Source organism: Ureibacillus suwonensis, assembly GCF_042655065.1.
Classification (GTDB): domain Bacteria; phylum Bacillota; class Bacilli; order Bacillales_A; family Planococcaceae; genus Ureibacillus; species Ureibacillus suwonensis.
The window spans coordinates 1-26,995 of the sequence record NZ_JBHSNQ010000048.1 but is presented as its reverse complement, the minus strand read 5'-3'; the positions used below and the strand labels follow the sequence as shown (position 1 = coordinate 26,995).

Annotated in this window: 22 protein-coding genes and 1 other RNA gene; 17 read left to right on the top strand and 6 right to left on the bottom strand. The window is 41.2% G+C overall.

Annotated features, from left to right (window positions below):
- Positions 1 to 73: 73 nt before the first annotated feature.
- The 7 genes from dinG to ACFPOH_RS04445 all read left to right on the top strand — a co-directional run bounded on the left by dinG (position 74) and on the right by ACFPOH_RS04445 (position 6,674).
- Positions 74 to 2,836, top strand: coding sequence for an ATP-dependent DNA helicase DinG (dinG, locus tag ACFPOH_RS04475; RefSeq protein ID WP_390308935.1), 2,763 nt, complete (start codon positions 74 to 76; stop codon positions 2,834 to 2,836).
- 58 nt (positions 2,837 to 2,894) lie between these two features.
- Positions 2,895 to 3,374, top strand: coding sequence for a cell wall elongation regulator TseB-like domain-containing protein (locus ACFPOH_RS04470; protein WP_342469658.1), 480 nt, complete (start codon positions 2,895 to 2,897; stop codon positions 3,372 to 3,374).
- 15 nt (positions 3,375 to 3,389) lie between these two features.
- A complete protein-coding gene (locus ACFPOH_RS04465; RefSeq protein WP_342469657.1) occupies positions 3,390 to 4,583 on the top strand; it encodes a pyridoxal phosphate-dependent aminotransferase in 1,194 nt (397 codons plus the stop codon).
- 67 nt (positions 4,584 to 4,650) lie between these two features.
- Positions 4,651 to 5,370: a DnaD domain-containing protein gene (locus tag ACFPOH_RS04460; RefSeq protein ID WP_342469656.1), complete on the top strand. Its 720-nt coding sequence runs from the start codon at positions 4,651 to 4,653 to the stop codon at positions 5,368 to 5,370.
- Positions 5,371 to 5,380: 10 nt separating this feature from the next.
- The gene (nth, locus tag ACFPOH_RS04455) at positions 5,381 to 6,040 is read left to right on the top strand and encodes an endonuclease III (RefSeq protein WP_342469655.1); all 660 of its coding nucleotides are present in this window, start codon (positions 5,381 to 5,383) and stop codon (positions 6,038 to 6,040) included.
- Positions 6,037 to 6,390, top strand: a complete 354-nt coding sequence (locus tag ACFPOH_RS04450; protein WP_342469654.1) for a YpoC family protein — start codon at positions 6,037 to 6,039, stop codon at positions 6,388 to 6,390. Before nth ends, ACFPOH_RS04450 begins: the two co-directional genes overlap by 4 nt.
- A 98-nt stretch (positions 6,391 to 6,488) precedes the next feature.
- On the top strand, positions 6,489 to 6,674 hold the full coding sequence (locus tag ACFPOH_RS04445; RefSeq protein WP_390308934.1) for a hypothetical protein: 186 nt from the start codon (positions 6,489 to 6,491) through the stop codon (positions 6,672 to 6,674).
- Between the two features lie 188 nt (positions 6,675 to 6,862).
- Here ACFPOH_RS04445 and ACFPOH_RS04440 read toward each other — a convergent pair whose 3' ends face one another.
- On the bottom strand, positions 6,863 to 9,421 hold the full coding sequence (locus ACFPOH_RS04440; protein WP_390308933.1) for a PBP1A family penicillin-binding protein: 2,559 nt from the start codon (positions 9,419 to 9,421) through the stop codon (positions 6,863 to 6,865).
- A gap of 98 nt (positions 9,422 to 9,519) precedes the next feature.
- Positions 9,520 to 10,143, bottom strand: a complete 624-nt coding sequence (gene recU, locus ACFPOH_RS04435; protein WP_342581275.1) for a Holliday junction resolvase RecU — start codon at positions 10,141 to 10,143, stop codon at positions 9,520 to 9,522.
- A 158-nt stretch (positions 10,144 to 10,301) separates the two neighbouring features.
- Here recU and ACFPOH_RS04430 point away from each other — a divergent pair, with 158 nt between their 5' ends.
- The 9 genes from ACFPOH_RS04430 (at position 10,302) to fabG (ending at position 19,679) form a co-directional block, all read left to right on the top strand.
- Positions 10,302 to 10,499 (top strand): endonuclease, encoded by a 198-nt coding sequence (locus ACFPOH_RS04430; protein WP_342469650.1) that lies wholly within the window; start codon positions 10,302 to 10,304, stop codon positions 10,497 to 10,499.
- A gap of 36 nt (positions 10,500 to 10,535) precedes the next feature.
- Positions 10,536 to 10,910 carry a YppE family protein gene (locus ACFPOH_RS04425; RefSeq protein WP_390308932.1) on the top strand — a complete coding sequence of 125 codons (375 nt, stop codon included), beginning with the start codon at positions 10,536 to 10,538 and terminating at the stop codon, positions 10,908 to 10,910.
- Positions 10,888 to 13,158, top strand: coding sequence for a DEAD/DEAH box helicase (locus tag ACFPOH_RS04420; RefSeq protein ID WP_390308930.1), 2,271 nt, complete (start codon positions 10,888 to 10,890; stop codon positions 13,156 to 13,158). The genes ACFPOH_RS04425 and ACFPOH_RS04420 overlap by 23 nt, the downstream gene beginning before the upstream one ends.
- 4 nt (positions 13,159 to 13,162) lie before the next feature.
- Entirely contained in the window at positions 13,163 to 14,416 is a 1,254-nt protein-coding gene (locus ACFPOH_RS04415) for a ribonuclease H-like domain-containing protein (RefSeq protein ID WP_390308929.1), read from the top strand.
- 171 nt (positions 14,417 to 14,587) lie between these two features.
- Positions 14,588 to 14,878 carry a cell division regulator GpsB gene (gene gpsB, locus ACFPOH_RS04410; RefSeq protein WP_342469646.1) on the top strand — a complete coding sequence of 97 codons (291 nt, stop codon included), beginning with the start codon at positions 14,588 to 14,590 and terminating at the stop codon, positions 14,876 to 14,878.
- Positions 14,879 to 14,935: 57 nt separating this feature from the next.
- Positions 14,936 to 15,332: RNase P RNA component class B (gene rnpB / locus ACFPOH_RS04405), an RNA gene on the top strand.
- A gap of 235 nt (positions 15,333 to 15,567) precedes the next feature.
- Complete coding sequence (locus ACFPOH_RS04400) at positions 15,568 to 16,713, top strand: THUMP domain-containing class I SAM-dependent RNA methyltransferase (RefSeq protein ID WP_390308927.1); 1,146 nt, start codon at positions 15,568 to 15,570, stop codon at positions 16,711 to 16,713.
- A gap of 154 nt (positions 16,714 to 16,867) precedes the next feature.
- Positions 16,868 to 18,769 (top strand): ATP-dependent DNA helicase, encoded by a 1,902-nt coding sequence (locus ACFPOH_RS04395; RefSeq protein ID WP_390308925.1) that lies wholly within the window; start codon positions 16,868 to 16,870, stop codon positions 18,767 to 18,769.
- Between the two features lie 169 nt (positions 18,770 to 18,938).
- Positions 18,939 to 19,679: a 3-oxoacyl-ACP reductase FabG gene (gene fabG / locus ACFPOH_RS04390; protein WP_390308924.1), complete on the top strand. Its 741-nt coding sequence runs from the start codon at positions 18,939 to 18,941 to the stop codon at positions 19,677 to 19,679.
- Positions 19,680 to 19,784: 105 nt separating this feature from the next.
- On the opposite strand, the gene ACFPOH_RS04385 is transcribed toward fabG, so the two are convergent.
- From ACFPOH_RS04385 to ACFPOH_RS04375, 3 genes are read right to left on the bottom strand one after another with little or no spacing between them, the layout of a single operon-like run.
- On the bottom strand, positions 19,785 to 21,482 hold the full coding sequence (locus ACFPOH_RS04385) for a b(o/a)3-type cytochrome-c oxidase subunit 1 (RefSeq protein ID WP_390308923.1): 1,698 nt from the start codon (positions 21,480 to 21,482) through the stop codon (positions 19,785 to 19,787).
- Complete coding sequence (locus ACFPOH_RS04380; RefSeq protein ID WP_342469641.1) at positions 21,466 to 21,960, bottom strand: cytochrome c oxidase subunit II; 495 nt, start codon at positions 21,958 to 21,960, stop codon at positions 21,466 to 21,468. Before ACFPOH_RS04380 ends, ACFPOH_RS04385 begins: the two co-directional genes overlap by 17 nt.
- Before the next feature lie 43 nt (positions 21,961 to 22,003).
- Positions 22,004 to 22,132, bottom strand: a complete 129-nt coding sequence (locus ACFPOH_RS04375; RefSeq protein ID WP_342469640.1) for a hypothetical protein — start codon at positions 22,130 to 22,132, stop codon at positions 22,004 to 22,006.
- 587 nt (positions 22,133 to 22,719) lie between these two features.
- On the opposite strand from ACFPOH_RS04375, the gene ACFPOH_RS04370 reads away from it, so the two are divergent.
- Positions 22,720 to 26,340 carry a dynamin family protein gene (locus ACFPOH_RS04370; RefSeq protein ID WP_390308922.1) on the top strand — a complete coding sequence of 1,207 codons (3,621 nt, stop codon included), beginning with the start codon at positions 22,720 to 22,722 and terminating at the stop codon, positions 26,338 to 26,340.
- Positions 26,341 to 26,366: 26 nt separating this feature from the next.
- Here ACFPOH_RS04370 and ACFPOH_RS04365 read toward each other — a convergent pair.
- A partial coding sequence (locus ACFPOH_RS04365; RefSeq protein WP_390308920.1) for a transposase occupies positions 26,367 to 26,995 on the bottom strand: 629 nt, incomplete at its 5' end.

The following is a 26,995-nucleotide window of genomic DNA, read 5'->3' as shown; positions in this document are numbered from 1 at the left end:
TTTTCGCATTTTTTATATCTATGTTAAAATTCGCTTATAGCTTATACTATGGAAATTGTGAGTTGAGAAACAAATGGAAAACCAAAAATTTGTCATTGTGGATTTGGAAACAACCGGCCATTCCCCAAAAGCGGGGGATCGGATCATCCAAATTTCAATGGTGATCATGAAAAATTGGGAAGTGGAAGAGACTTTCACGACCTTTATAGATCCGAAACGATCCATTCCCTTTTTTATTCAGGATTTAACGAATATTTCCGAAGAAGAAATCAAAGACGCTTTGCCTTTTGAATCCCATGCGGAAGTCATTTATGGCCTGTTGCGGGATGGGATATTTGTTGCCCATAACGCGGACTTTGATTTATCTTTTTTGCAGGCGGAACTGGAACGGTCAGGGTTCCCGAAATGGAAGGGAAAGAAAATCGACACGGTGGAACTGTCAAAAATTGTATTTCCAACGGCGCTAGGCTTTAAATTGGGAGATCTTGCAAGCGATTTGAAGATTCCGCTCAACCATGCCCATCGTGCGGATGATGACGCAATGGCGACGGCACTGCTCTTAAAAAAATGCTGGGAAGAAATTTTGGCATTGCCCATCCATACAATTGAACAATTGCATAAACATTCATTCAAGTTAAAATCGAACATTTCCCATTTATTGTTTCATGCATTGCAAATCAAGCGGAAATCAGTTGAGGATGAGGATGGATTTATTTTTTACAACCAGCTGGCATTAAAAAAGAAAGAGCCTACCGCTGATTACGATGAATTAACTTCGGCATATCCGCATTCCAATCAGGAAAAAACGGCGCTTCTATCCAAGCAATTTCCCCATTTCGAAGAGCGGCAGGGCCAGTTTCAGATGATGGATGCCATTTGGGATACGCTCCAGCAAAAAAATGAAATCATGATCGAGGCTTCCACCGGGGTAGGGAAAACCCTGGGATATTTATTGCCTTCCTTCATTTATGCCAAGCAGCAAGGAAAGAAAGTTTGCATCAGCACGTACACCTCTTTTTTGCTGGAACAAATTTTATATAAAGAAATTCCGAAAATGGAAAAGGTTTTTGGAATGAAAATCCATGCCTCCCTCCTCAAAGGGATGCAAAATTATATCGATATTGAATTATTTGAACAGCTGCTCGAACAAGAGGAGCATTCCTATGATGAAACATTGACGCTTATGCAAATTCTTGTTTGGCTTTCCAAAACCGAAACGGGGGACTTGAGTGAATTGAATCTCTCCGGCGGAGGACAGCTGTTGATTGATAAAATCCGCAAAGTCCGCCGAAATGACAATCCCTATGATTTTTATGAAAGAGCACTGGCGGAAAGCGCAAAATCCGATATTATTGTGACAAACCATGCAATGTTATTGGCCGATTTGGAGCGCCTTGAGCCAATTTTTCAATCGATTGACGGATGGATCATCGATGAGGCGCATCAGTTCATCCATGCGGCGATTCATCGCCAGCAAGTGGTTTTTTCTTATGCTCAATGGAAATATTATTTTGGACAAATTGGACATGCATCGGAAAATGGGTTATTTCATAAATTCCAAGTGGCAGCAATGCAAACAGGAAGATTTTCAAAGCAGCTATTCATTCAATTAGAAAAATATTTTCAAATAACATTGGAACGGTTTGAGCAAGTGATGGAAGACCTTGTCCACTCGATGAAAGATCGGAGACAGCCTTTTTTGGAATATCGGCATACGGCATTCTTGAAAGAGTTATCATTAAAAAAACCTTTATTAAAAGAAGTGTCGAGCGCTTTGCAAAGTTGGATCGATTTGGCGGAACAAGCGTCAAACCATTTTCGTCATCATGGGGAAGAATTATCAAAGGAAAGCAGGCTGCTACTGGAGCGATGGGATTATTGGATTCGTGAATGGAAAATGAAATTGGCGGAATGGGATCAAATCTTTTTTGTGGATAATCATCGGCATGCCGTTTGGATTGAATTTGATAAAAGACATGTTCCGGGAAGCATACGCATTTATAGAAAGCCGATCGAAATCAAAGAAGCGATTGTACGCATGTCTCAGTCATTACGAAAAAATGCCGGCATTGTCTGGACTTCGGGGACACTCACCATTCCCAATAATGAACGTTTTATCGCAAAGGACTTGGGAATCTCAGACGATGTTCCTGTTTTGAAATTGGAAGCCCCCCAAAACTATTACGCCGGCGCAAAAGTTTATATTGCAACGGATATGCCGGATATTCAAGGAGTTCCGCAGTCGGAGTATATTGAATCGGTGGCAGCGGCTGTCACTCAAATTGTCCAATCCGTCGAAGGCCGCTGTTTTGTATTGTTCACCTCCCAGGAAATGTTAAAGCGGACGGTGGAACTGATCCAGGAAGCGGAATTATTAAATGATTATTTACTCTTTGCCCAGGGGGTTACAGGGGGCAGCCGGATGCGGTTATTAAAATCTTTCCAAAAGTTTCAGCGTTCCGTATTGTTCGGCACAAACAGCTTTTGGGAAGGAGTCGATGTTCCCGGTGAGGAGTTGAGCGCCGTCATTATTGTAAGGCTTCCTTTCTCATCACCGGATGAACCGACTTTTAAAGCCAAAGCGGCGTTATTAAAAGCAAAAGGGAAGAACGCTTTTACGGATTTGTCATTGCCCGAAGCGATTTTAAGATTCAAACAAGGTTTTGGAAGGCTCATCCGCTCATCGAAAGATCGGGGGGCATTGATCGTGTTGGATCGACGGATTGAAACGAAATCATACGGGAAGGAATTTATTAAAGCCCTTCCGGACATCAAAATTGAAAAACTCCCGCTTCAACATATGGTGAAAGATTTGCAACATTGGTATAATAACTAACGTGAGGAAGAACAGCAGATAAACAACGATAAAACTTGACAAAAAACAAGGTGTTCAAATGAAAAATTGGATTATTTTTATCATTAGTTTTGTGTTAATATTAACTATTGGAATATCTGTTTTAGTCCTCTGGGAAGCATCGAGTCCATTCACGAAAATTGAAAAGCAGGCGGTGGAATTGGCAATCTCATCAGACTCGATCAAAACGGCTGATGACGCTTATGTCTACAATGGAAATAAGCCGTATGTCACCGTTTTTGGGGTTGATGAAGAAGGGGTTGAAAAAGCCGTTTTTGTACCGATCACGTTGGATGAAAAATCGATACAAATCGTTCGGTTGGACGAAGGCATTTCAGAGGAAGAGGCGATATCGCACATAGATAAAAAAGATGTCAAAGAAGTGCTTCATACAAAATTAGGCTATGAGGAACCGGGGGCCGTTTGGGAAATTGCCTATATCAACAAATCGGACAAACTCAATTATGTCTATATTTTGTTTGAAGATGGACAATGGTGGAAACGCATTTTGAATTTATAGAGGAGTCGATTAGGAATGAAAGAATTTTTGGCCAATCGTGTAAAAACTTTAACACCTTCGTCAACTTTAGCAATTACGGCAAAAGCGAAAGAAATGAAAGCGCAAGGCATCGACGTGATTGGACTTGGAGCGGGTGAACCGGATTTCAATACGCCGCAAAACATCATCGATGCAGCTATCGATTCAATGCAAAAAGGATACACAAAATATACTCCTTCCGGTGGTCTTCCGGCTTTAAAACAAGCGATCATCGAAAAGTTTAAACGTGATAACCAATTGGAATATCAACCGAATGAAATTATTGTAGGTGTTGGAGCAAAGCATGTTCTTTACACTTTATTCCAAGTGATTATTAATGATGGCGATGAAGTCATTATTCCAATTCCTTATTGGGTTTCTTATACTGAACAAGTCAAACTTGCCGGCGGTGTTCCAGTCTTTATCGAAACAACGAGTGAAAGAAATTATAAAATAACACCGGAACAACTGAAAAACGCCATTACGGATAAAACAAAAGCGGTGATCATCAACTCCCCAAGCAATCCAACGGGAATGATTTACACACGCGAAGAATTGGAAGAAATCGCGAAAGTGGCGCTCGAGCACAATATTTTGATCATTTCGGATGAAATTTACGAGAAACTTGTTTACAATGGTGCGGAACATTATTCCATCGCGCAACTTTCCGAAGAAGTAAAAGCGAAAACCATTGTCATTAACGGTGTTTCAAAATCCCATTCAATGACAGGTTGGAGAATCGGATATGCGGCCGGAGATGCAGATATTATTAAAGCGATGACCGACTTGGCATCCCACTCAACTTCCAATCCGACGACAGCTTCCCAATATGCGGCGATTGAAGCCTACAATGGTCCGCAAGATTCGGTGGAAGAAATGAGAAAAGCTTTCGAATCCCGTTTGGAAATCATTTATCCAAAATTGAGCGCCATCCCTGGATTTAAAGTGGTAAAACCTCAAGGTGCTTTCTATTTATTGCCGGATGTGAGCGAGGCAGCGGCGAAAACGGGATTTGCATCGGTGGATGATTTTGCAAGCGCGCTTTTAACTGAAGCGAATGTTGCGGTGATCCCTGGTTCCGGTTTCGGTGCCCCTTCCAATATCCGCATCAGTTATGCCACTTCTTTGGATTTATTGGAAGAAGCAGTGAGCCGCATCGAAAAATTCGTAAAAGATCGTTGGCAACAATAATATTTATTTTCACTTATAGCGTCCGTTTTTTACGGGCGCTTACTTTCTAATGAAAGGGGTCAGGGAAATGAAACAACAGAATGATCGGCTCCGTAAGTGGATTGAGCAAAAACATGTGGGCATCCCTGAACTTTTTTTTCGTTATTACAAAAAATTGGGAATCTCAGATGAAGATGCCATGTTATTATTGCATTTGATCGCTTTTCATTCCGAAAACATCCATTTTCCAACGCCAAACGCTTTGGCCGAAAGAATGCACTTTTCGGTAGAAGAAATTTCCGAGAAGCTGGGGCGGCTTGTGAAAAAGGGCATAATCGAAATCACCAGCGGGGTTGACGCGAACGGGAAACTATATGAAAAAATTACATTATGCCCATTATGGGAGCGGATTTTGGATCTCATCGATCTACAAACGATGAATCTAGAGGAAGAAAATCAGAAAAAAGAAGAAGGGGAAATCTTCACGCTTTTTGAACAGGAATTTGGCCGTTTGCTTTCACCGATGGAAATAGAAACGATTTCTTCCTGGTTGGATCAGGACAACCACTCCCCGGCCATCATCCGAGAAGCATTAAAAGAAGCCGTGCTTGCCGGAAAGCTGTCTTTGCGTTATATCGACCGCATTTTGTTTGAATGGAAAAAGAAAAACATCCGGACCATTCAACAAGTCGAAAAGCAAAGGGAACAATTCGCAAAACAGAGTTCCCCTTCCATTCCACCTAAACCATTCACAACGGATCATCATAAAAAAGTGCCATTTTACAATTGGTTAGATGAAAGAGAATAGGGGAGATAGAATGCTGACAATAAAACAGTGGGAACATTGTTTGGAAGAAATGGACAACATGTTCCCGGATGCCCATTGCGAGCTGGTACATAGCAATCCATTCGAATTATTGATCGCAACGCTGCTATCTGCTCAATGTACGGATCAATTGGTCAATAAAGTGACAAAAGATTTATTCCAAAAATATAAAACACCGGAAGATTATTTATCGGTACCTTTGGAGGAATTGCAGCAGGATATCCGTTCCATCGGGCTTTACCGGAATAAAGCAAAGAACATTCAAAAACTGTGTGAGAAGTTGATAACAGAATTTAACGGGGAAGTTCCAAAAACGAGGGAAGAATTGACTTCTTTGCCAGGGGTCGGAAGGAAAACGGCCAATGTTGTCATGTCTGTGGCTTTTGGAATTCCTGCCATCGCGGTCGATACCCATGTGGAAAGAGTCACAAAGCGTCTCGGCTTGTGCAGATGGAAGGACAGCGTATTGGAAGTGGAAGAAACGTTGATGAAAAAGACGCCGAAGGAAAGATGGTCCAAAACCCATCATCAATTAATTTTCTTCGGAAGATATCATTGCAAAGCTCAAAATCCCCAATGCCACCAATGCCCATTGCTTGATCTGTGCAGGGAAGGGCAAAAACGGCTGAAAAAAGGGCTGATCAAACAATGATTCGCGTAAGAAAAGAAGCCATTCAAAAGGACCGAATCGAACCTTATTTTGAACAATGGGAAAACCTATCGAAAGAAATTTATGCTGCCCATGATGAGCGCGATAGCAAAAAAGCGAAAAATTTAATGGAGCAGGGTATTGCCCTTTTTGAAGAGCTGATGGTAAACACTTCGGATACGGATGTCGAAGAACTGTTGGTGCATGAAGAATACGAAGGAATGCCTTTAAACGGAATGGAGCGGTTCCAATTCATCAAATCTAGACCGGGGCAATATGCCTGTTATGTGCAACTGGATGAATTATTCAAGGAAGTGAAAAAGCGGTTTGCGCGGTTAAGGGTGCAGAAATAGGAGTACAGCCAATGGTGGTTGTACTTTTTTTCATTATTTTTAATGGTTTATTTTGGTAAAATGATGGTAAAGTTGTAAAATTATGAGGAGATGTTTCCATGGGCCATATCGCTTTTTTATCTGCACTTATTCCGTACCTGATATTGTTTGCTGTCGCCTATCTTTTTTTCAATCTGATTTTCAAGATCAAGAAAAACATTGATTTATTGTTGGAGCAAAATAAGCAGATTGTTTCTTTATTAGAAAAAATGGATAAAAGCGGGAATGAACAGAAGATTCAATAAAAGCGTTCCCAAAATCATATCAATATGACATTTGCACCGTTATTTGCTTTGTCAGAAAGTAGATTGCAATATCATTTCAATCAGTCGGTTGCTACAGCCCATAGATGGAATGGGCAAAAGAAAGAGGCAAGCGGAACAAAGATGATTCCACTTGCCTCTGTTTTTGGTTTCAAAAAAGTCCGTTTATTTTATTGGGTTTGGGTAGGTGGTGCCGGCTCGGCTGGAGGATTCACTCCCTGATTATTTCCATCATTTTGATTATTGTTGTTGCCGTTTCCGTTGCCTGGATTCGGATGGTTTCCATTATTGTTTCCGCCATTGTTTCCACCATTGTTTCCGTTATTGCCACCATTATTGTTTCCGCCAGGTTTTCCTTGATTTCCGTTGCCGTTGTTGTTATTTGGTGGGGATGGTTCATCCGCTCCATCCGGTGATTCCACATCCGGCTCTTCAACACCGCCGTCAATCTTAATCGTTACGGAAGCAGGTGAACTCCGCACATCATCAATGATTGCCACAACGGTGAATGTATATGTTTTTCCGGCTTCAATGCCAGATACGGTTGCACGCTTTTCCGCAGTGGTCGTCACGATCGTAGATTTGCCATCTTCAGATGTCATCGACACTTCAAATTGAACATTAGCGTCTTCGTAATCTTCCGGAACTGTGTAATCCCATGTCAAATCGACCAATCCAGGTGTGTGATTGACTGCTTGTAAGTTAAATGGTGCCCCGATGTCTTCCTCTTTATATTCGTCGGAAACTTCTGTCGGTTCAGTACCACGGACAAACAGCTCTGTTCTTCTTTTATCGCTTGGTGTATGTTCGCTTGCCAATTTCAACGGTTCTGTACCGACTTCAATGGTCGCTTCCACAACGGAACTTGGTTTTGTAAACCGTTTCGTTTCTTTTCCTTCCGAAATTTGGCTCATGATTTTGCTGAACAATACTTGAGGAAGACGGCGTTCATCCCAAGTGGTAATCGGATCTTTCCGTTTTTCATAGCCGCTCCAGATGGCAATGGAATAATTCGTTGAATAACCGACAAACCACGAATCCGGCACTGCTGTGCTTGGCAAGTTGTATGTTCTGAATTCATCGGAATCATAGTTTGTTGTACCCGTTTTTCCGGCAATGTCCAATCCGGAGACCCGTGCAGCTGTACCGGTTGCATTCGGTTTTGAGCTGACCACATCGCGGAGCATATCCGTGATCATATAAGCTGTATAGTCGTTCATCGCCACAACCGGCTCTGCTTTATTTGTAATTTTAGAACCGTCACGGAAAACAATTTCTTTGATTGTATGCGGTTTGTTATAAACGCCGTTATTGCCAAAGGCAGCATAGGCGCTTGCCAATTGGATAGGCGAAAGATGGATGTCACCACCGCCGATGGCATCAGATTCATACACGTTTTCAGCATCAATTCCTAATTTAGAAATGAAATCTTTTGCTTTGTTTGTTCCAACTTCCTGCAACGTTTTGACTGCTGGAATGTTACGGGAAGCATATAACGCTTCTCTTACGGTAATCGTGCCAAAATATTTCCCGTCCCAGTTTCCAAACGCTTTTCCATTGGAATACTTGTACGGTTCATCCACAATCGTTTTTCCGGTGGACCATTTCAAATATTCGATGGCAGGGCCGTATGCCACAAGAGGCTTCATTGCGGAACCAGGCTGTCTTTTGGCATCGTCGGCATAGTTATAGCCACGGCCCGCCCCGTAATTGCGTCCGCCGCCGACCGCTCTTAATGCACCGGTTTTTGTGTCAACGACCGCAATCCCTGATTGGATGGTTTCTGTCGGGAAATTGCTGTCAGAGTTCATGATGTTTTCAACGACAGATTGCGCTTTCGGATCGAGCGTTGTATACACTTTGATCCCTTCTGATAATAGGCTCGGATCCTTCGCTTCAATCTCATTTAACACAATGTCCAAAAAGGCGTCATATTTTGTGCCGGCAACGCCTTTTCTTTGTTCTTCAGGAAGTAGGCGTGATGTTACATCGACTTTTTTCGCTTCTTCCGCTTCCGCTTCCGTGATTTTGCCGTGCTGAACCATCAAATTTAATACGATATCACGGCGTTTTTGGGCCCGATCAGGATTTTTGAACGGATTATAGTTGTTCGGACTTTGCGGCATACCTGCAAGCAGGGCAATTTCGTCCAATTCCAATTCATCCAGATCTTTGCCGAAGAAATATTCGGCACCTGTTGCAAACCCATAAATGTTTCCGGAAATTAGTACTTTGTTGAAATACATTTCAAAGATTTCTTCTTTGCTGTACATGCGTTCAAGCTGAATGGCAAGCCATGCTTCCTGCGCTTTCCGTTTCAATGTTTTTTCATTGCTTAAGAAAGAGTTTTTCACGACCTGTTGGGTGATTGTACTGGCACCCTGTGATCCGAATCCCCCGGTCAAGTTTGCCATTACGGCTTTACCGAGGCGGAACACGTCGATTCCAAAATGATCGAAAAATCTTGCGTCTTCTGTTGCCAGAATCGCGTCGACCATTTCTTGCGGGATTTCATCATATTCAACATATTTTCGGTTTTCAACCCCGATGGTTGCAAAAAGCTCCCCGTTCATATCGTAAAATTCCGCTGAAATTGGATCTTTTAAAAGATCCTCGTTCAGTTCCGGCGCTGAACTTGCGTAATAAATGAACAGCCCGGCTCCAAAAACGGCTCCTGCCAGAAACAGTGTCAGGATGGATATGATCCCCCATTTAAGCCATTTCTTCATCGGTTTTTTCTTTCTTTTTTGTTGAGATTCTCGCATTTTTCTTAATTCAGACCGAGAACGTCGATTTTCGCTCAATGCTATCGCCTCGCTTCATTAAACTAACATTCTTTGTTGCATATAAATTTCTTTATTATGCTTATATAATCAATTCTAGGATTGTAGCCTGGAATGATTTCATAGCTCTTTGATTCAAAGGTTTCCAATGGTATCGACTTTCTTCCGCCTTTTTTCATATGGCACCATGATTCATATAATACTGAAAATGGAAGAAAGAAATATCGATCCAGTTTCGAAAATCTTACAATGGTAAATGCGATCCCTTGTTGATCAACGACGTTTTTCATATGGGTGATTTGATGTTCATGTACATTTTTCAACGGGAAAGAAGTTTTGCTTTCCGTTTCTTTTGCTTCGAAATCGATATAATAGCCGTTCCAAACACCATTATAATCCGTTGTTGATGGAGTGCGGAAATAAGCTTCCCGGATGACCGCGGCACTCCTTTTCGGGTACTCTACTTTGACGATTTGGATGGGAACAGGTTTCTTATGGACGATTGCGATTTGCCTGCTTAAATAGTATTCATTCGTTTCATTGATTTCTTCTTCAAGGGTTTTCCCCCTATTTCCAAAAGAAAAATCTTTCACTTTGCCAGTGCCGACCTGCTCCGGTGTTTGATTTTTCGGCTTATAAGGTTTGCCGTTCGGATACTTCAGCATCATCAATCACCCTCTAAAAAAATAATATCCAAATCTAGTAATTAGTTTAACATAAAAAATTATCGAAAAAATTGTTCTTTTATCTAACGTTGTCTAGTTTTGACAGGCTGAAAGGTTTTTTCCTCCATGCATGGAATAAACACATAAAAAGGAGGAATGTTATGAATAAATTTCAATTGCTTATTTCCCAACTGGATTGTTTGGACGAAATGATGACGGCCAAATTGGAGAACGAGCGGGCATTGATTAATGACTATTTTTTCGCCCAAATTGTTTCCACTCATCAGAAAGTAAGCTTAGCAGAAAAGAATGTTCATGTAAAGAATACTTGTTCCCCTATGGCTAGTGATTTAGAATAGATTTTGATAGACTAAGGAGTAAGAGGTAGCTATTCTATGGAACTGTTGGAAATGACTAAAAAGTTGATTGAAGAGTGTGATGCGTCAAGGAACCGTTTTTTGAAAATGAGCGAACTTGACGCCACACCAAATTTTTTTGATGAAGTGAAACCATATGCTGATGAAATACATGAATTGGTGATGGCCTGGAAAGCATCAGCCATTCAATGGATTAATGAGCATCAACCGAAATACATGCATGTCCAGCAGATTGAAAATGCGGCGGATTCAATGGATAAGTTTGTCGTTGAATCCTTTTATAAAGAAACGAGCAAGAAAAGATTTTTCCAAACCGTGCATTCAGTGCGTTTCATCCTTACAACTTTGTCAAGGTATTTGGAGGAGAACAATGGTGAAGAAATCAATCGATGAACTCATTTACGAATGGCAGCAGGATGAAGAATTAAAAGAAAATATAGCACATGTCGTGACGATTGATGGAAAAGAAGGGGAGTATGCGGACTTTCCGGAGAATTTGCATCCATCCCTCAAAAAGGCGTTGGGCGGCCGGGGGATTGAAAAATTGTATACCCATCAACGGAGAGCGTTTGATTTGGCCCTCGCCGGAAAGTCGTTTACCGCAATCACACCTACCGCTTCCGGAAAATCTCTATGCTATCATTTACCCGTGCTGCAAAAAATTTTGGAAAATCCTTCTGCCAGAGCGATTTATTTATTTCCCACAAAAGCGTTGGCACAAGATCAAAAGACGGATTTAAATCAGTTGATCGATGCGATGGATGAAGAAATTTACTGTTATACATATGATGGCGATACGGCGCCGAGCATCCGGCAAAAGGTGAGAAAAGCGGGCCATATTGTCATGACGAATCCGGATATGCTCCATTCCGGCATTTTGCCCCATCATACGAAATGGGTTTCACTATTTGAAAATTTGCAGTTTATCGTCATTGATGAACTGCATACATATAAAGGGGTTTTTGGAAGCCATGTGGCCCATGTGTTGCGGCGGCTCATGCGGATTTGCCAATTTTACGGAAGCCATCCTATTTTTATATGCACTTCCGCAACCATCAAAAATCCGAAAGAACTGGCGGAAAAATTAACGAATACGGAGCATGAGCTGATTTCAGAATCCGGGGCGCCGGTCGGAAAGAAAACATTGATTTTTTATAATCCTCCAATTATCCATAAGACTTTCGGCGTCCGAAGAAGTTCGGTCTTGGAAGCGAGCGGTTTGGCGGCGCGGCTCTATCAGGCGGGGATACAAACGATTGTGTTTGCCAAATCCCGCGTGACGGTGGAAAGGCTTGTTACATATTTAAAAGAGTTGACGAAAAATAAAATCAACGACGAATCCATCCAAGGATACCGGGGCGGTTATTTGCCATCGGAAAGGCGTCAAATCGAAAAAGGATTAAGGGATGGGACGATTCAAATTGTCGTCAGTACAAATGCCCTTGAACTGGGCGTCGATATAGGACAACTCCAGGCGTGCATCATGACAGGGTATCCGGGAAACATTGCGAGTGCATGGCAACAGGCGGGAAGGGCCGGAAGAAGACAGGAATCCGCATTAATCATTTATGTGGCGAATTCCACAGCCCTTGATCAATATATCATCAATCATCCCGAATACTTATTGGGCAATTCTCCGGAAGAAGCATTGATCAATCCGGACAACATTCTCATTTTAATGAGCCATTTGAAATGCGCATCTTTTGAATTGCCGTTTTCAACAAACGATTCCTATGGTGAATTTGAAGTGCAGGAGCTGCTTGACTATTTGAAGGAAGAAGGGGTGCTCGTCAAAACAAATGCCCATTATTATTGGATGAGCGACCGATTCCCTGCCCATGATGTGAATTTGCGGTCCGCCGCCCAGGAAAATGTCGTCATCATTGATCAAACGGTTCCGGCGGGTACAAAGGTGATTGGGGAAATGGATACGTATTCCGCCATGACCCTTTTGCATGAAGAAGCGATTTATCTTCATCAAGGCGTTCAATATCAAGTGGAAAAACTGGATTGGGAAGAGAAGAAAGCGTACGTCCGCGAGGTGGATGTCAATTACTATACAGATGCGAATTTGGCGGTGGAATTGAAAGTGTTGAGCGAAGATAAAACCGCAGCCTATAAAGAGGTGACGGTCAGCTACGGAGATGTGAGTTTGGTAGCGATTCCTACAATTTTCAAAAAAATCCATATGACCACTTTGGATAATATCGGGTCCGGTAAAATTCATATTCCACCGATGGAAATGCATACAAATGCAACGTGGATTTCATTTGATTTGCCTGAAAATTGGTCGGAGGAAATGCTGACCGATGCTTTAACGGGGGCAAGTTACGCCATCGGATCTTTCATACCTCTATATATTCAATGCGATCGGAAAGATGTGACTGTCGTACCACAAGTAAAGTCCGTCCACAATGAAAAACCGACTTTGTTTATTTATGACAGCTATCCGGGAGGTATCGGGTTGAGTGAAAAGGTTTATGATCTGCTTGTCCCGATTTTGGAAATGACCATCCAACATGTGAAATCCTGTCCTTGTGAACACGGATGTCCATCCTGCATCGGGGCGCAGGACAGTTTGTCAAATGGAAAAGAACGGGTAGTGAAAGTATTGAACATGATTTATAATGAAATGATGTGATGGGATGAGCTACGAAAATAAAATATTACAATTGAAAAAAATGGTGGGGAAAAAGAAAGCGGCAGAATCCGAAAAACCTTCCTACCAAAAACCTGAAAAACCGGCTTACATCGATGAATGGAAAAAAGCCGGTCTTTCGATTGTAGAAAATGATTTCGGAGTCGTATTAAAAAGGCAAGTCCAATATCCTTTCGACTATAAACATGGACGGTATGAATTAAAGGAGTTTTTCCAAGCGGTCGAAAAATGGGAACAGTCGAAAATAGAGCATCCCTATTCCATTTATCCTGGAGAAAAGGTGCTGTTTTTTGATACGGAAACAACCGGGTTAAAGGGCGCAGGCACGCACATTTTTCTTTTGGGCCTCCTTGAGGTCGATGAAGAGGCATTCGTGCTGAATCAATATGTGCTGGCGGATCCGGCGAATGAAGCCGCCTTCTTGTTTGAATCCAAGTTATGGCAACGGGGAAAAACGATCGTTACATACAATGGGAAAAGTTTCGATTGGCCCCAATTGGAGATGCGGTGGATCTTTCATAAAAACTATTTGCCAACATTACAAAGTCCCAGACAAATCGACTTATTCCATAGTTCAAAAAGAATCTGGAAAAATCATTTGGAAAAAGTAAAATTAATAAAAGTGGAAGAAGAAAAATTGGGCTTCAAAAGGGAAAATGATATTCCCGGGTTTCTTGCACCGATTATTTATGCGGATGCGGTCAGAAGCGGAAATGCTGAAGGGCTCATAAAAGTGCTTCAACATAATGAATGGGACATCCTGTCACTTCTTGTGCTGTACATTCATTCAACAAATCTTCTTCTGGATGACGTGTTGCGGGATGGAGCCACAACGTATACAAATATCGGCAAATGGTACAATGATTTAAAAGAACCTGAACAAAGCAGGCAACTATTTTTGAAAGTGACGGAACAATTTGCGGAACATGAAACCGGCCTTGCCTATTATTATTTGGCATTGCAACAAAAACGTCACAAACAATTCAAAGAATCGATTGAATCTTTTCAAAAGGCGATTCATACAATTGATGGAAGAAAAAAATTGGATTCCTATGAGCAACTGGCAAAGCTATATGAACATCAAATGAAAAATTACCCGGAGGCGCTCCAGTATACACTCAAAGGAATAAAAATGATTCAGGAAGCGGATTTTTTCAGCGATCATCAAAAGAAAAAACAATTAGAAAATTGGGACAAAAGATTGCAAAGGTTGGAAATCAAAAACGGGAAATATTTATAACGTTTGGTAATGAAAAGTATTTCCCGGGGAAGCGCAAAGTTTGACAAAAAAACGATCTACCGCATGTCGAAATATGCAAAAAATATGATTTTGCGGTGTTTTCCTGTCCTTTTATAGGGTTACATGTGGTATAATATATAGTACGTATGTATCGATGGAAGGGCGATGTGGATGGAAATCAAATTAAATTCCAAAATGATTTTGGAAAAAGAATTCAAGAGACAAATGAAAGGCTACAACATTGATGAGGTGGACCAATTTTTAGATATAATAATGGAAGATTATGACAATTTTAATAAAATCATAAAAGAATTGCAAGCGGAAAACGAAAGATTGAAAAAAGAGCTGGAAGCGGCCAAAAAGCAACAAACGCCTCAATATGCCGGAAGTACGAACTTTGATATTCTAAAAAGACTATCAAATTTGGAAAAGCATGTTTTTGGCAATAAATTGTACGATTGATAAAATCCACAAGTTGATTTAAATCGTTTGTTTAGTATAATATTAAATGGTCATAGTGATTTCGAGTAATCGCTGCAAACGTTATATGTTTGTAGAGGAAAGTCCATGCTCACACGGCTCTGAGATGACCGTAGTGTTCGTGCTTACCGAAAAAATAAGGTAAGGCAAAGCTCTTGCAGCTTTGACGGCGGAAGGAAGACCTAAGTCGCAACTGGCGATATGGTCGACACTTCCTGAAAAGTGCCACAGTGACGTAGCTTCACTGGAAACGGTGAAGGTGGAACGCGGTAAACCCCACGAGTGAGAAACCCAAATTATGGTAGGGGCGCCCCCCTGAAGGAAATGAACGGAGGGGGGGACGGGGAGGATTCCTTCCCGTAGATAGATGATTACTACCTGACAGTACGAGGCGAAAGCCGTTCGAGTACGCAGGGACAGAACATGGCTTATAGAAATCACTATGATGAGAAACATTAATCGAAATGATTATGCTTTATCATCAGGAGCTCTCCATCATGAAGGAGAGCTTTTTCTTTTGTAGATGCAAGTAGGGAATAATGTCAATAAGAAGAATGAATCTTCCGAATGAAGGCTATAGATAGTGGAAGGATCTAATTTTGTAATCCGAAACAAAATGATGATATAATTAATTTCTTGAAAATATGGAAAGATATCGAGGATGGATGCAAATGACGAAATTTCAACTGGTCGCTACATCTGCAATGGGACTGGAATCCATTGTTGCAGACGAAGTAAAAGCATTGGGGTACGAAACGCGTACGGAAAACGGAAAAATTTATTTTGAAGGTGATGAAAGGGCGATTGCCAGAGCCAATCTTTGGCTGAGGGTGGCCGATCGGGTAAAAATTGTTGCAGCCCAATTCCCGGCAACGACTTTTGAGGAATTGTTTGAAAATACAAAATCTGTTGAATGGGAACGTTATTTGCCTGTTGATGTGAATTTCCCGGTCTCAGGAAAATCGGTGAAATCGAAATTATTCAGTGTTCCGGATTGCCAAGCAATCGTAAAAAAAGCGATTGTGGAACGGTTAAAAACAGCCTATAAGAAAACCGGATTATTGGACGAATCGGGGGCGACTTTCAAAATTGAAGTATCAATCTTGAAAGATATGGCAACACTTACAATTGATACAAGTGGTGCCGGACTCCACAAAAGAGGTTATCGGGTAGGCCAGGGGGATGCCCCTTTAAAAGAAACGTTGGCAGCCGCTTTGGTAAAAATCTCAAAATGGTCCCCTCATCGTCCCTTTGTCGATTTATTCTGCGGTTCCGGCACGATTCCGATCGAGGCGGCGTTAATTGGCCAAAATATTGCACCAGGGTATAATCGGGATTTCATTTCGGAAGAATGGCCCTGGATGGATATGAAAATCTGGGATGACGCCCGGATAGAAGCGGAGGATTTGGCAAACTATGATCAACCTCTTGAAATATTGGGGACGGACATTGATCATAGAATGGTAAAAATCGCAAAAGAGAATGCGCTGGAAGCCGGTTTGAGCGATTTGATCACTTTCAAACAAATGCAGGCGACCGATTTCACGACTTCCCTTACAGATGGTGTCATTGTCTCCAATCCTCCTTATGGGGAGAGAATCGGGGAAAGGGAAGAAATTGAAAGAGTGATCCGCGAACTTGGGAAAATAATGAGAAATTATCCGACGTGGTCGGTCTATATGCTGTCATCCATGGACAATTTTGAGGAACTGTACGGCAAGAAAGCGACGAAAAAACGGAAATTGTTTAACGGATTCATCCGCACCGATTTTTATCAATTTTGGGGCCAAAAATCAAACAAACAATCATTGATTTAAGGAAGATCGAATGTTGTTATTTTATGTCGAATTTCTTATAATAAAATTATTGTAATCAAGGTAATTTCTGAACTTTTTAGGCAGTGTCTTGAATTTTTTCGAGACACTTTTTCTTCATGTCTAACAAGTAGACATTGATAAAGGAGAATAGAATATGAAATCATCGATACCTTTTGAATTATCGAAAGAAAAAAGCTTTTTTGATTCGTTGGGGGATTGGATCGGCGACATTTTTTATGACATTTTGCCCGAAAAAGGATTTGAATGTCGCGATGAACAAATTTACATGAGCTATCAAATCGAAAAAGCTTTAAAAGAAAAAAACGTTTTGTTTGCGGAAGCGGGTGTTGGAACGGGAAAAACCCTCGCTTATTTATTGCCCGCAATCGCGTATGCGCGCTATAAAGGGAAACCGGCATTGATTGCTTGTGCAGATGAAACATTGATTGACCAGCTGGTTAAAGAAGAAGGGGACATCGCCAAAATCGAAAAACATTTGGGGATCAAAGTGGACGTACGCCTTGCAAAATCACGGGACCAATATTTATGTTTAAAGCGCTTTGAAGAAGCGGAATTATATGAAGATGAAGAATGGATTGATGAGATCGCCTTCACCATTCCGGAAGAGGTGTTTTCAGAAAGTTCGGCGGTAAAAATTCCTTTGTATGGCGCAAGAAGCGATTTTCCCCAAATAAGCGACGAAAATTGGAATAAAGTGAATTACAATTCCATCATGCAATGCAGCATTTGCGAAAAACGCAACCGATGCGGACAAACTTTGCATCGGGCCTATTATCGGAAAGCGGTGGATTTGATCGTCTGCTCCCAGGATTTTTTAATGGAACATTTGGCAACGAAAGAATCCCGCAAACGGGAAGGGCAATTGACTCTCTTGCCGGAAGTGTCAATGATTGTCCTGGATGAAGGGCATCTGTTGGAATATGCTGCCCAAAAGGCGATGACTTATAAAGTGCAGAATTATACGATCGTAAAATTGCTGGATCACTTGATGGCGGACGGAATCCGTGAAAGCACTTTATATGCAATGGAAAAACTGCAAGATGACCATGAATTGTTTTTTGACCAGCTCCGGGATGATGTAATCCCGTCAGAAGAGGACAGAAAAAGTATCCGGAAATCAGAAAAGTTGATTGCATTGGGAAAACGATTGATCGCTGACGTGGAACAATTGCTGGAAGAGTTTGTATTCGAATCGGAAATGTATGTGATTCCGGAATATGAATTGAATATTGTTGAAGAATTTTTGGAAGATTATCAGGAAGCATTAAAGATATTTATCTCAAAAAGCGATGCCATTGACTGGCTGGAGGATACGGATGGAGAAGAAACATTGGTCATCATGCCAAGATTGATTACAGAAGTATTGGAAGAGAAATTATTCTCTAATAACATACCAATCATTTTTTCATCGGCAACGTTATCGGTAAATAATGATTTTTCCTATATTGCATCCAGCTTAGGTGTAAAAAAATATCAACATTTCAGCGTGCCTTCTCCTTTTGATTATGATGAAGTGATGAAAATCTATTTGCATGAGCTGGACGAAGATCAAAAGATGAAAAAAGTGGAAGAGCTGCTCAAGCAAAACAAGAAAACGTTGGTGCTCTTCAAATCAAGACAATCGATGCTGAAATTCAAAGAGAATTTGCCATTGATGTCCCGGTTGACGGTCGGTTTTGAAGGGGATCGTGAACTCACATCCATCATCAAAGATTTCCAAAACGGTACAATCAAAACCCTTTGCTCTTATCATTTATGGGAAGGGGTAGACTTGCCTGAAGAATCTTTGACGCAGATCATCATTTATGAATTGCCTTTCCCGCCGAAAGATCCGCTTTTTGAAGCAAAAAGAAAATTTGCCGGAAATCCATTTGAAGAAGTGGATATGCCATTTATGTTATTGCGGTTGCAGCAGGGGATCGGCCGGCTTATTCGGACGGCCAATGATTATGGAGATATCCATATTTTATTAAATGAAGAAGACCGTAAAATGCGGTCCCGCTTCCTTGAAGTATTGCCGGTGGAACCACAATAAGAATATGAAACTGCCACAGATATATGCAAAAAGTCTATATGGATTTTTTGCATATTTTTTTATTTTTTGGAATATAATTTTATAAAATTTGTTGAATTTGGTCGGGGCGACGGCGTATTATGTCAATGATTGTCTGTTTTTTTGAAATTCTATGAAAAAGGAGAATCGTATGAGACTAAAAGGGAAGGTTGCGATTATTACCGGAGGAGCAAACGGGATTGGCAAGGCTGCTACAAAAAGATTTTTGGAAGAAGGGGCAAAAGTGGTTGTCGCGGATATACAAAAGGAAGCGGGGGAGCAATTGGCGAAACAATTCCGGGATCAGGGTCATGAAGTAATGTTCTATCCAGTGAACGTTGCATCCAAAGATGAAGTGGAAACAATGGTCGAGAAAGTGAAAGAAATCTTCGGAAAAATCGATATTTTAATTAACAATGCGGGGATTACAAGGGATGCTATGCTTGTCAAAATGACGGAAGAGCAATTCAATGACGTGATCGATGTGAATTTAAAAGGCGTATTTCATTGTGCGCAAGCGGTTGCAAAAGTCATGATTGAACAAGGAAATGGGAAAATTATCAATACATCCTCTGTCAGCGGCATCTATGGAAACATCGGGCAAACAAATTATGCTGCTGCAAAGGCGGCCATTGTCGGGATGACGAAGACATGGGCGAAGGAGCTGGGCAAAAAGGGAATCAATGTGAATGCGGTGGCTCCGGGATTTACGAAAACCACAATGGTGGAGAAAATGCCTGAAAAAATATTAAATTATATGGAATCGATTACAAGCTTGAAAAGGCTTGGAGAACCGGATGATATTGCAAACGCTTACCTGTTTTTGGCTTCCGATGAATCCAATTATATTACCGGCCACGTATTGCATGTGGATGGCGGAATTATGATGTAAAATGAAAAGTACTAGTTGAAAAAAAGTTCACACTATTTTAATATTTAATTTGTGTGTAATAAAAAAAACCCTCCCCATTTGAGGGGAGGGAATTGTGCTGTCATTTTACCAGAGTTTGAAACCTTTTGAACCAACTGGAGAGTTATTGATGATATCAATGATTGGGATTGTGTAAGCGAAGATGATCACCGCAATCATGATAATTCCCCAAAGTTTGAAGTTTTCAAGGGCTGCAGGTACTTTTTCTGCACCTGGTGCAACTTCCGCAACAGGGAATTCTTCTTCTCCTTTCGGTGCGAAGAATCCAAGGTAAATGATTAATCCAGTAATCACTAAGATGGCGATGAATAGGATTGAACCACCAATTGCTTGCGTAATTTGGTAAGAAATCCATTCAGCTGCTTGTTCTGAACCGCCATATTCGGAGTAAGCGGAACGACGTGGCGCACCGAGTAAACCTGCAAGGTGCATGGCACTTGACATGATTGTCATACCGATAGCCCATAAAATACCTGCGCAGTTAGCCATGCTGTTTGCGCGTTTTGTTAATTTTCTGCCATTTAGGTGTGGTATTAACCAGAAGGCTGTTCCGAAGAATGTTAACGCAACAGCAGTTGCTACAGTCAAGTGGAAGTGACCTGTTACCCAAATTGTGTTGTGTACAAGTTCGTTCATTTGGTAAGATGCGTTAACGATACCGCCGGCACCACCAGGAATGAAGGCAACCATACCAATGAATGGCAATAAGAATCTTGAATCGCTCCAAGGCAATTTTTTGAACCAACCGAATACGCCTTTAGCGCCAAGTTCGCGACCACGCATTTCAAATGTTGCGAACATGGAGAAGGCAGTCATTAAAGATGGAACAACAACGAAGAACGTTAAGACTGTTTGAATAAATTTCCATAATGGATCGATACCTGGTTCAGTGAATTGGTGGTGTAGACCAACCGGCACTGAAAGGATCAAGAACAACATGAAAGCCAATTTTGCCAAAGATTCAGAGAAGATTTTTCCGCCAATGACTTTTGGAATGACAACATACCAAACCATGTAAGCAGGCAATAACCAGAAATAAACCAATGCGTGACCGAAGTACCAGAATAGAGTACGGGATAATAATACATCCACACGTTCAACCAAGCCCATGGACCAAGGAATCAATTGGAATAATACTTCTATTGCTACACCCAATGTAGCGATGAACCATAAGAGGTTGTTAACTACAGCCATAAAGGATAATAATGGTGTGCTTTGACCTTTATGTTCTTTTCTCCATTGAACAAAACGCATCGCTTGTGCTAAACCTGTAATCCATGAACCTACAACCACTAATGCCAAGCCAAGGTAGAATACCCAGTGAGCTTTCAATGGCGCATAGAATGTATAAAGGACAGAAGCTTGATTTGTTAAGACCATTGCCGCTGCTGCAACTAATCCGATTGTTGCAAGCCAGAAACCTACCCAGCCGATTGTGCGTTGTTTATTTGTGAATGTACCGCTAGTTCGGCTGACAGCAGCTGTTTGGAATCCCATAATGAAGAAAGTAGTCAATACAAGTCCGAGTAATACGCCGTGCACTGTCAATACTTGATAGTAGTTTAGGAAACTTGGAAGTTCAAATTTACCTGAACGAACTAAAACTTGTAATAGTCCGGCTGTACCACCTAAAAATACTGCTATGAATGCAACATAAATGTAAGCTAATGCCAATTTTCCATCTTTTTTATCAACAAATTCAAGCTGTTTTTTCAAGCCTGAAGATGCAGTGCTTTTTACAGTTTCCTTAGTTGCTGTTGTCATTAGTGTCCACCACCTTTAATGTAGAGTACATCAATGCGTGACCTGTACCGCAGTACTCGTTACATACGATTGTATACGTTCCGGCTTTATCTAAAGTTGTAATTTTTTCAGATACATAACCAGGTTCAAGCATCATGTTGATGTTTGTTCCTGCAACCTCGAGTCCGTGAATAACGTCTTTTGTAGTAGCGATGAAACGAACTTTAGATCCTACCGGGATTTCAATTTCAGTTGGATTGTAAGCGAAAGCCTGTGCAACGAGCACTACTTCATAATCCCAATCTTTGCCTTCCACTTTATGCAATCCTGGATTGTCAAACGGAGCATATTCATCAACCTTTTCATAGTCAATTGTCCATTTAGAGTTATTTGGATGCGTTCCGCTATGGAATGCGCTTACACCGAGGATGATAAGGAACACGATCAGCGTACCTGTTCCGAAAATCATCCACCATTTCTCATACTTGTGTATTTCCATTGTTTTCCCTCCTACTCAAGTTGTTAGAAGCGAGCTTGATCGTTTAGAAACGACCAGTGTACAGATCGAATGCAAGTACCCAGAAAATGATGATGACCAGCCCCACTCCGAAGGTCGCTAATAGGGTACCTTTTAAATTTTCTTCTGACGAAGGCTTTTTGTGATTTGACATGTCTCTCCCTCCTATGAACTTCAAATGTGTTACTTCACGATTCATCATAATAAAAATAAAACTGCTAAGATGTGATAAAAATCACAGTTCTATAATGGAAATGTGAAATTACTGTGAAAGCTAATACCATCCTCCCCCCTTTTATGGCGCTTAATCTGTGAGGGTTTTCATAAAAAACTTAATAGAAGTATTGAAAATACAGCTTTTTATGAGGAAAAATAGATTAGGTGTTTGTACATTCAATACCTTTTTTCGACAAAAGAAAAACCAGCCAAATAAAAAATTTTCTATTTTATAATGTTGAAATTTTTTATATAATAATTGATAAAGATTCTCATTATTAGGAAGGGAAAGACGAATGGTTTACCTGTTCATTGCTTCGACAATTGCCATCTATTGCTGGATTGGTACATACATTTTCGATCACGTGACAAAATAGTGCCAACACTTTTTAAAGTGGGGCACTATTTTTTATACGAAAAAAACTCCATTTTCCTTTGAATCTTTTTGATTTACTAGCGATTTTGCTTTAAAACCATGTTAATATTATAATTGTGACAAAATGAAGGCAAAGGGGTATTTATTGCATGAGTACTTTTGACGAAAAAATGGAGCAACTGTTAGAACAAGCAGCGGTTCAATACATAGTCTTCAAACGGAATGAAGATGAAGAGCGGATGGAAAAACTCCATCTGTTTGCGAAAAAAATTCTGCAAAAAGAGTATGTCATTGGATTTGCGGGGCATTTTTCTGCTGGAAAATCCAGTATGATCAACGCTTTATCCGGAGAAGATATTTTAGCATCCAGTCCGATTCCGACAAGCGCAAATATCGTAAAAGTGCATAAATCGGATGAGGATTTTGCCATTTGTTACATGAAAAATGATAAGCCGGTGAAATTTGAAGCCGGTTACGATATAAAAACGGTCAAAGAATTGAGCAAAAACGGAGAGCTTGTGACTCAAATCGAAATCGGGCATAAAGATTCGAAATTGCCTGTTGGTGTAACTGTAATGGATACACCGGGAGTGGATTCCACAGACGATGCTCACCGAATGAGCACAGAATCCGCATTGCATATCGCAGACATCGTTTTTTATACGATGGACTACAACCATGTGCAATCCGAATTGAACTTCCAATTTACGAAACAATTAATGAAATACAATCCAAACGTCTATTTGATTGTGAACCAAATCGACAAGCATAATGAGAATGAGCTTTCTTTTGATGAATATAAAGAATCGGTCCACAACTCCTTCAAAGCTTGGGGAGTGGAGCCAAAAGGCATCTTTTTCACATCGTTGAAGCAATTGGATCATCCGCACAATGATTTTGAAAAAGTGAAGAACATTGTCATGGATTCCATGAATCATTGGCAGGAACGATTGATTGAAACGGCCGAAAACACTTTGAAAAAAATGCAAAGTGAACATTTGGCCTTCTTGGAAGAAGAGAAAAATGCCCGTTTTGAGGAGTTCTCGGAAGTTTTATCCGCCGATGATTGGGCAAACCGTGAAGATATTCTCGAACAATATGAAAAATTGAAATTGCAAACGGAACTTTTCTCTATTGAAAAATGGGAAGATAGCTTTAAAGAAAAGCGCAATGACTTGCTGGAAAATGCGGCCATCATCCCTGCGGATTTCCGGGAAAAATTGCGGCTTTATCTGGAAAGCCAGCAGGAAGGTTTCAAAGTGGGCGGCTTATTCGGTTGGAAGAAGAAAACACAGGAAGAGATCGATCGCCGGAAAAAAGACGTTTACGATCAATATCAATCCATTTTGCAATCCCAGATCATCGGGCACATGAAGTCTTTAATGAAACAGTTGTTGAAAGATGTTGGCGCGTTGACCGATGAAAGGGCGGGCGAAATCGATGCCATTTCCTTTGATGTGCCGTTCAGCCTCATCGAAGAATGCGTGCAAAAAAACGCCATCGTGACTGGCGATGCGGTGCTCAACTTTGCCAACCGGGTAAGAGAGGCGACACGCCGTTATTTCATCCGGGAAACGGACGCATGGAAAGAAAGTCAAATTCCGCTTTTGAAAGAAATCAGTGAAACGGCTCAAGCGCCGGCTCGGCAAAAATTGAAAAACCTGGAGAAAAAAGCGAAGGCGATTCAAAGCATTGCCCAAATGGACGAGAGAAAAGAATTTTTGGAAAGACAGCTCGTTCATGCATCGAAAGATACAAGGGATGGAGCAAGAAAACAGAAGGCGCTATGGGAAAACCGATTTGAACAAGAATTGAAAGAAATTCGGTTATTTGATCCATCCATGTTGAAAAAAGAAGAAAAAGAAGAGGTCATTGTCGAAGGGCATGAGGAGCATAACCGCCTATCCGTCCAAGGGGAAGAAGTCGTTGAAAACGCAGTGCGTACGGCAAAACTTGTCCGACAAGTCGAAGGTTTTGAAGAAGTGTCAGACTTCTTATTGAAAAAAGTGGAGAGACTTGAACATAAAGACTTTACAATTGCCTTATTCGGCGCTTTCAGTGCAGGGAAATCCAGCTTCTCCAATGCATTGATGGGCGAAAAAGTATTGCCGGTTTCTCCAAACCCGACAACAGCGGCCATCAATAAAATCCGTCCAGTCGATGAAGAACATCTTCACGAAACGGCGGATGTGCAATTAAAAACAAAGGATCAGTTATTGGAAGATATCCAATTTGCCTACGAAGCGATCGGCATGACGGTGCAATCGCTGGAAGAGGCTTATAATCGGGCGGATGAAGCTTTGCAGGTTGAACTGAAAGACGAGCGTTTGAATGTGCATAAATCCTTTATCCGCGCTTATAAAGAAGGATACCCAACATACAGCGAAAAACTCGGTGAAGTTCTTCGGGTCAACAGGGAAGAATTTGAGCGCTTTGTTGCGGAAGAACACCGCTCCTGCTTTGTGGATAACATCAACTTCTACTATGATTGCCCGCTTACGCGCATGGGGGTAACCCTTGTAGACACACCGGGGGCGGATTCCATCAACGCACGCCACACAGGTGTCGCCTTTGAATATATCCGCAATGCCGACGCGATTTTGTTCGTCACATACTACAACCATGCCTTTGCAAAGGCGGACCGGGAATTCCTGATCCAGTTGGGCCGCGTAAAAGATGCCTTTGAATTGGATAAAATGTTCTTTATTGTGAATGCCATCGACTTGGCAAAAAATGAAGAGGAAGCGGAAGAAGTGAAGGCATACGTCCGCAATGAATTGCAGCGCTTTGGCATCCGATTCCCTAAATTGTTTGGTGTGTCCAGTTTGCTTGCGTTGCGTGAAAAGCGGGAAAAAGCGAAATATGCTTCCGGCATGCAGCCATTTGAAGAAGCCTTTTACCGTTTCTTGAACGAAGACCTTGCATCCATCGCAATCCAAGCGCTTCATGAGGAAGTGGAAAAAACACATCAACGCTTGTCCGATTTAATCACGCAAACAGAGGAAAACTTAAAACGGAAAGATGAGCGCCTGGAAGAACTCGCCCAATTAGAAAATTATGTGGAAAAGCATTACAGCAGTGCGTCTACCAGCATGATTGAAAGCGATACGAAACAAGAGCTCGATGAATTATTATATTACGTGCTGCAACGGGTATATTACCGTTATCCTGACTTTTTCAGAGAAAGTTATAATCCATCGACTTTTGCGGCATTATCGCCTCAGGAAGCTTTAAGCAAAGCATTGAAAGAAACATTGAGTTCATTGAAATTCGACTTTGCCCAGGAGCTTCGGGTGACGAATTTCCGCATCGCCCAATTCATTCAAAAACAAATCAAAGAACGTTTCAAAGAAGAAAGCCGTTCTTTGAAAGAAATGAATCCGAGCTTCTCATTTATCGCTTATGAATTCGAAGATGCGGAATTATTGGATTTTGAAGGTCCATTTGAAGACTTCAATAAATATGCATCCGTGAAATCCTACTTCAAGAACACGAAATCCTTCTTTGAAAAGAATGAGAAGGAACAGTTGAAACAAGCGTTGGAAGATATGACAAAACCGGATGTGGAGCGTTATTTGGAAGAAGAAAAGCAGCGGATGATGGACTGGGCGAAAGAGCAAATTGCGAAGGAAGCGGAAGGATTGCGCAAGCATATTTACCACCAAGCGATGAATCAAATCCACACAGAGCGTCTGTTATTGCAGGAAGAAAGCCGTTTGGAGACTTGGAAAGAAATATATCAACAATTGCAGAAGGTGGAGTTGAAATAAGGAAGGAGGCTGGGACAAAACTAGCTTCAAAATAGGAAAAAGGAGAATTTGAGCCAACTCAAATTCTCCTTTTTCCATTTCTCTCCATTATTTTTGGTCAGTTGGGCCGTGTATTTCCGTAAATTCACGGCCATTAAGGCAATCCCCATTTCATTTTCCACCTTCGATTTGCCTCTGACGGAAAATCGAGTGAAACGCAAATTAGCCTTCAAAAATCCAAAAACTGGTTCTACGTCCATTTTACGTTGACGGAAAATAGAACCTGCTTTTTCTTCTGAAAGCTTCGCTCTTACATATTCTTTTTGTCGTTCCCATTTTTCATTCACCATGACTTTTCGGTGGTTGCCTTCTTTTGCTTTTGTACATGATGAACGGAATGGACATCCCGAACAGTTTTCACATTCATAAATTTTGAATTCTCGTTTGAAACCGGTCTTATCGGTACGTACAGAATGATATCTGAATGTTACACGTTGCTGATTTGGGCAAATGTATGTATCACTTTCTTCGTCGTACGTCCAATTGTCCGGATGAAATGGGTTTTGTTTATATTTCTTCTTTTGTTCTTTCTCATACATGGTATATGGAATAAGTGCCTCACATTTTCGATTCGAAAGGATGTCCTCATAGTTCTGTTCACTACCATAACCAGCAT

Excerpts from the sequence above, each read along its gene's own strand:
- dinG (WP_390308935.1), top strand. The coding sequence starts at position 74 with ATGGAAAACCAAAAATTTGTCATTGTGGATTTGGAAACAACCGGCCAT.
- nth (WP_342469655.1), top strand. The coding sequence starts at position 5,381 with ATGCTGACAATAAAACAGTGGGAACATTGTTTGGAAGAAATGGACAAC.
- ACFPOH_RS04370 (WP_390308922.1), top strand. The coding sequence starts at position 22,720 with ATGAGTACTTTTGACGAAAAAATGGAGCAACTGTTAGAACAAGCAGCG.
- ACFPOH_RS04400 (WP_390308927.1), top strand. The coding sequence starts at position 15,568 with ATGACGAAATTTCAACTGGTCGCTACATCTGCAATGGGACTGGAATCC.
- ACFPOH_RS04395 (WP_390308925.1), top strand. The coding sequence starts at position 16,868 with ATGAAATCATCGATACCTTTTGAATTATCGAAAGAAAAAAGCTTTTTT.
- gpsB (WP_342469646.1), top strand. The coding sequence starts at position 14,588 with ATGGAAATCAAATTAAATTCCAAAATGATTTTGGAAAAAGAATTCAAG.
- ACFPOH_RS04445 (WP_390308934.1), top strand. The coding sequence starts at position 6,489 with ATGGGCCATATCGCTTTTTTATCTGCACTTATTCCGTACCTGATATTG.
- ACFPOH_RS04440 (WP_390308933.1), bottom strand. The coding sequence starts at position 9,421 with ATGAAGAAATGGCTTAAATGGGGGATCATATCCATCCTGACACTGTTT.
- ACFPOH_RS04450 (WP_342469654.1), top strand. The coding sequence starts at position 6,037 with ATGATTCGCGTAAGAAAAGAAGCCATTCAAAAGGACCGAATCGAACCT.
- recU (WP_342581275.1), bottom strand. The coding sequence starts at position 10,143 with ATGATGCTGAAGTATCCGAACGGCAAACCTTATAAGCCGAAAAATCAA.
- ACFPOH_RS04470 (WP_342469658.1), top strand. The coding sequence starts at position 2,895 with ATGAAAAATTGGATTATTTTTATCATTAGTTTTGTGTTAATATTAACT.
- ACFPOH_RS04375 (WP_342469640.1), bottom strand. The coding sequence starts at position 22,132 with ATGTCAAATCACAAAAAGCCTTCGTCAGAAGAAAATTTAAAAGGTACC.
- ACFPOH_RS04430 (WP_342469650.1), top strand. The coding sequence starts at position 10,302 with ATGAATAAATTTCAATTGCTTATTTCCCAACTGGATTGTTTGGACGAA.
- ACFPOH_RS04380 (WP_342469641.1), bottom strand. The coding sequence starts at position 21,960 with ATGGAAATACACAAGTATGAGAAATGGTGGATGATTTTCGGAACAGGT.
- ACFPOH_RS04385 (WP_390308923.1), bottom strand. The coding sequence starts at position 21,482 with ATGACAACAGCAACTAAGGAAACTGTAAAAAGCACTGCATCTTCAGGC.
- ACFPOH_RS04460 (WP_342469656.1), top strand. The coding sequence starts at position 4,651 with ATGAAACAACAGAATGATCGGCTCCGTAAGTGGATTGAGCAAAAACAT.
- ACFPOH_RS04420 (WP_390308930.1), top strand. The coding sequence starts at position 10,888 with ATGGTGAAGAAATCAATCGATGAACTCATTTACGAATGGCAGCAGGAT.
- ACFPOH_RS04425 (WP_390308932.1), top strand. The coding sequence starts at position 10,536 with ATGGAACTGTTGGAAATGACTAAAAAGTTGATTGAAGAGTGTGATGCG.
- fabG (WP_390308924.1), top strand. The coding sequence starts at position 18,939 with ATGAGACTAAAAGGGAAGGTTGCGATTATTACCGGAGGAGCAAACGGG.
- ACFPOH_RS04415 (WP_390308929.1), top strand. The coding sequence starts at position 13,163 with ATGAGCTACGAAAATAAAATATTACAATTGAAAAAAATGGTGGGGAAA.
- ACFPOH_RS04465 (WP_342469657.1), top strand. The coding sequence starts at position 3,390 with ATGAAAGAATTTTTGGCCAATCGTGTAAAAACTTTAACACCTTCGTCA.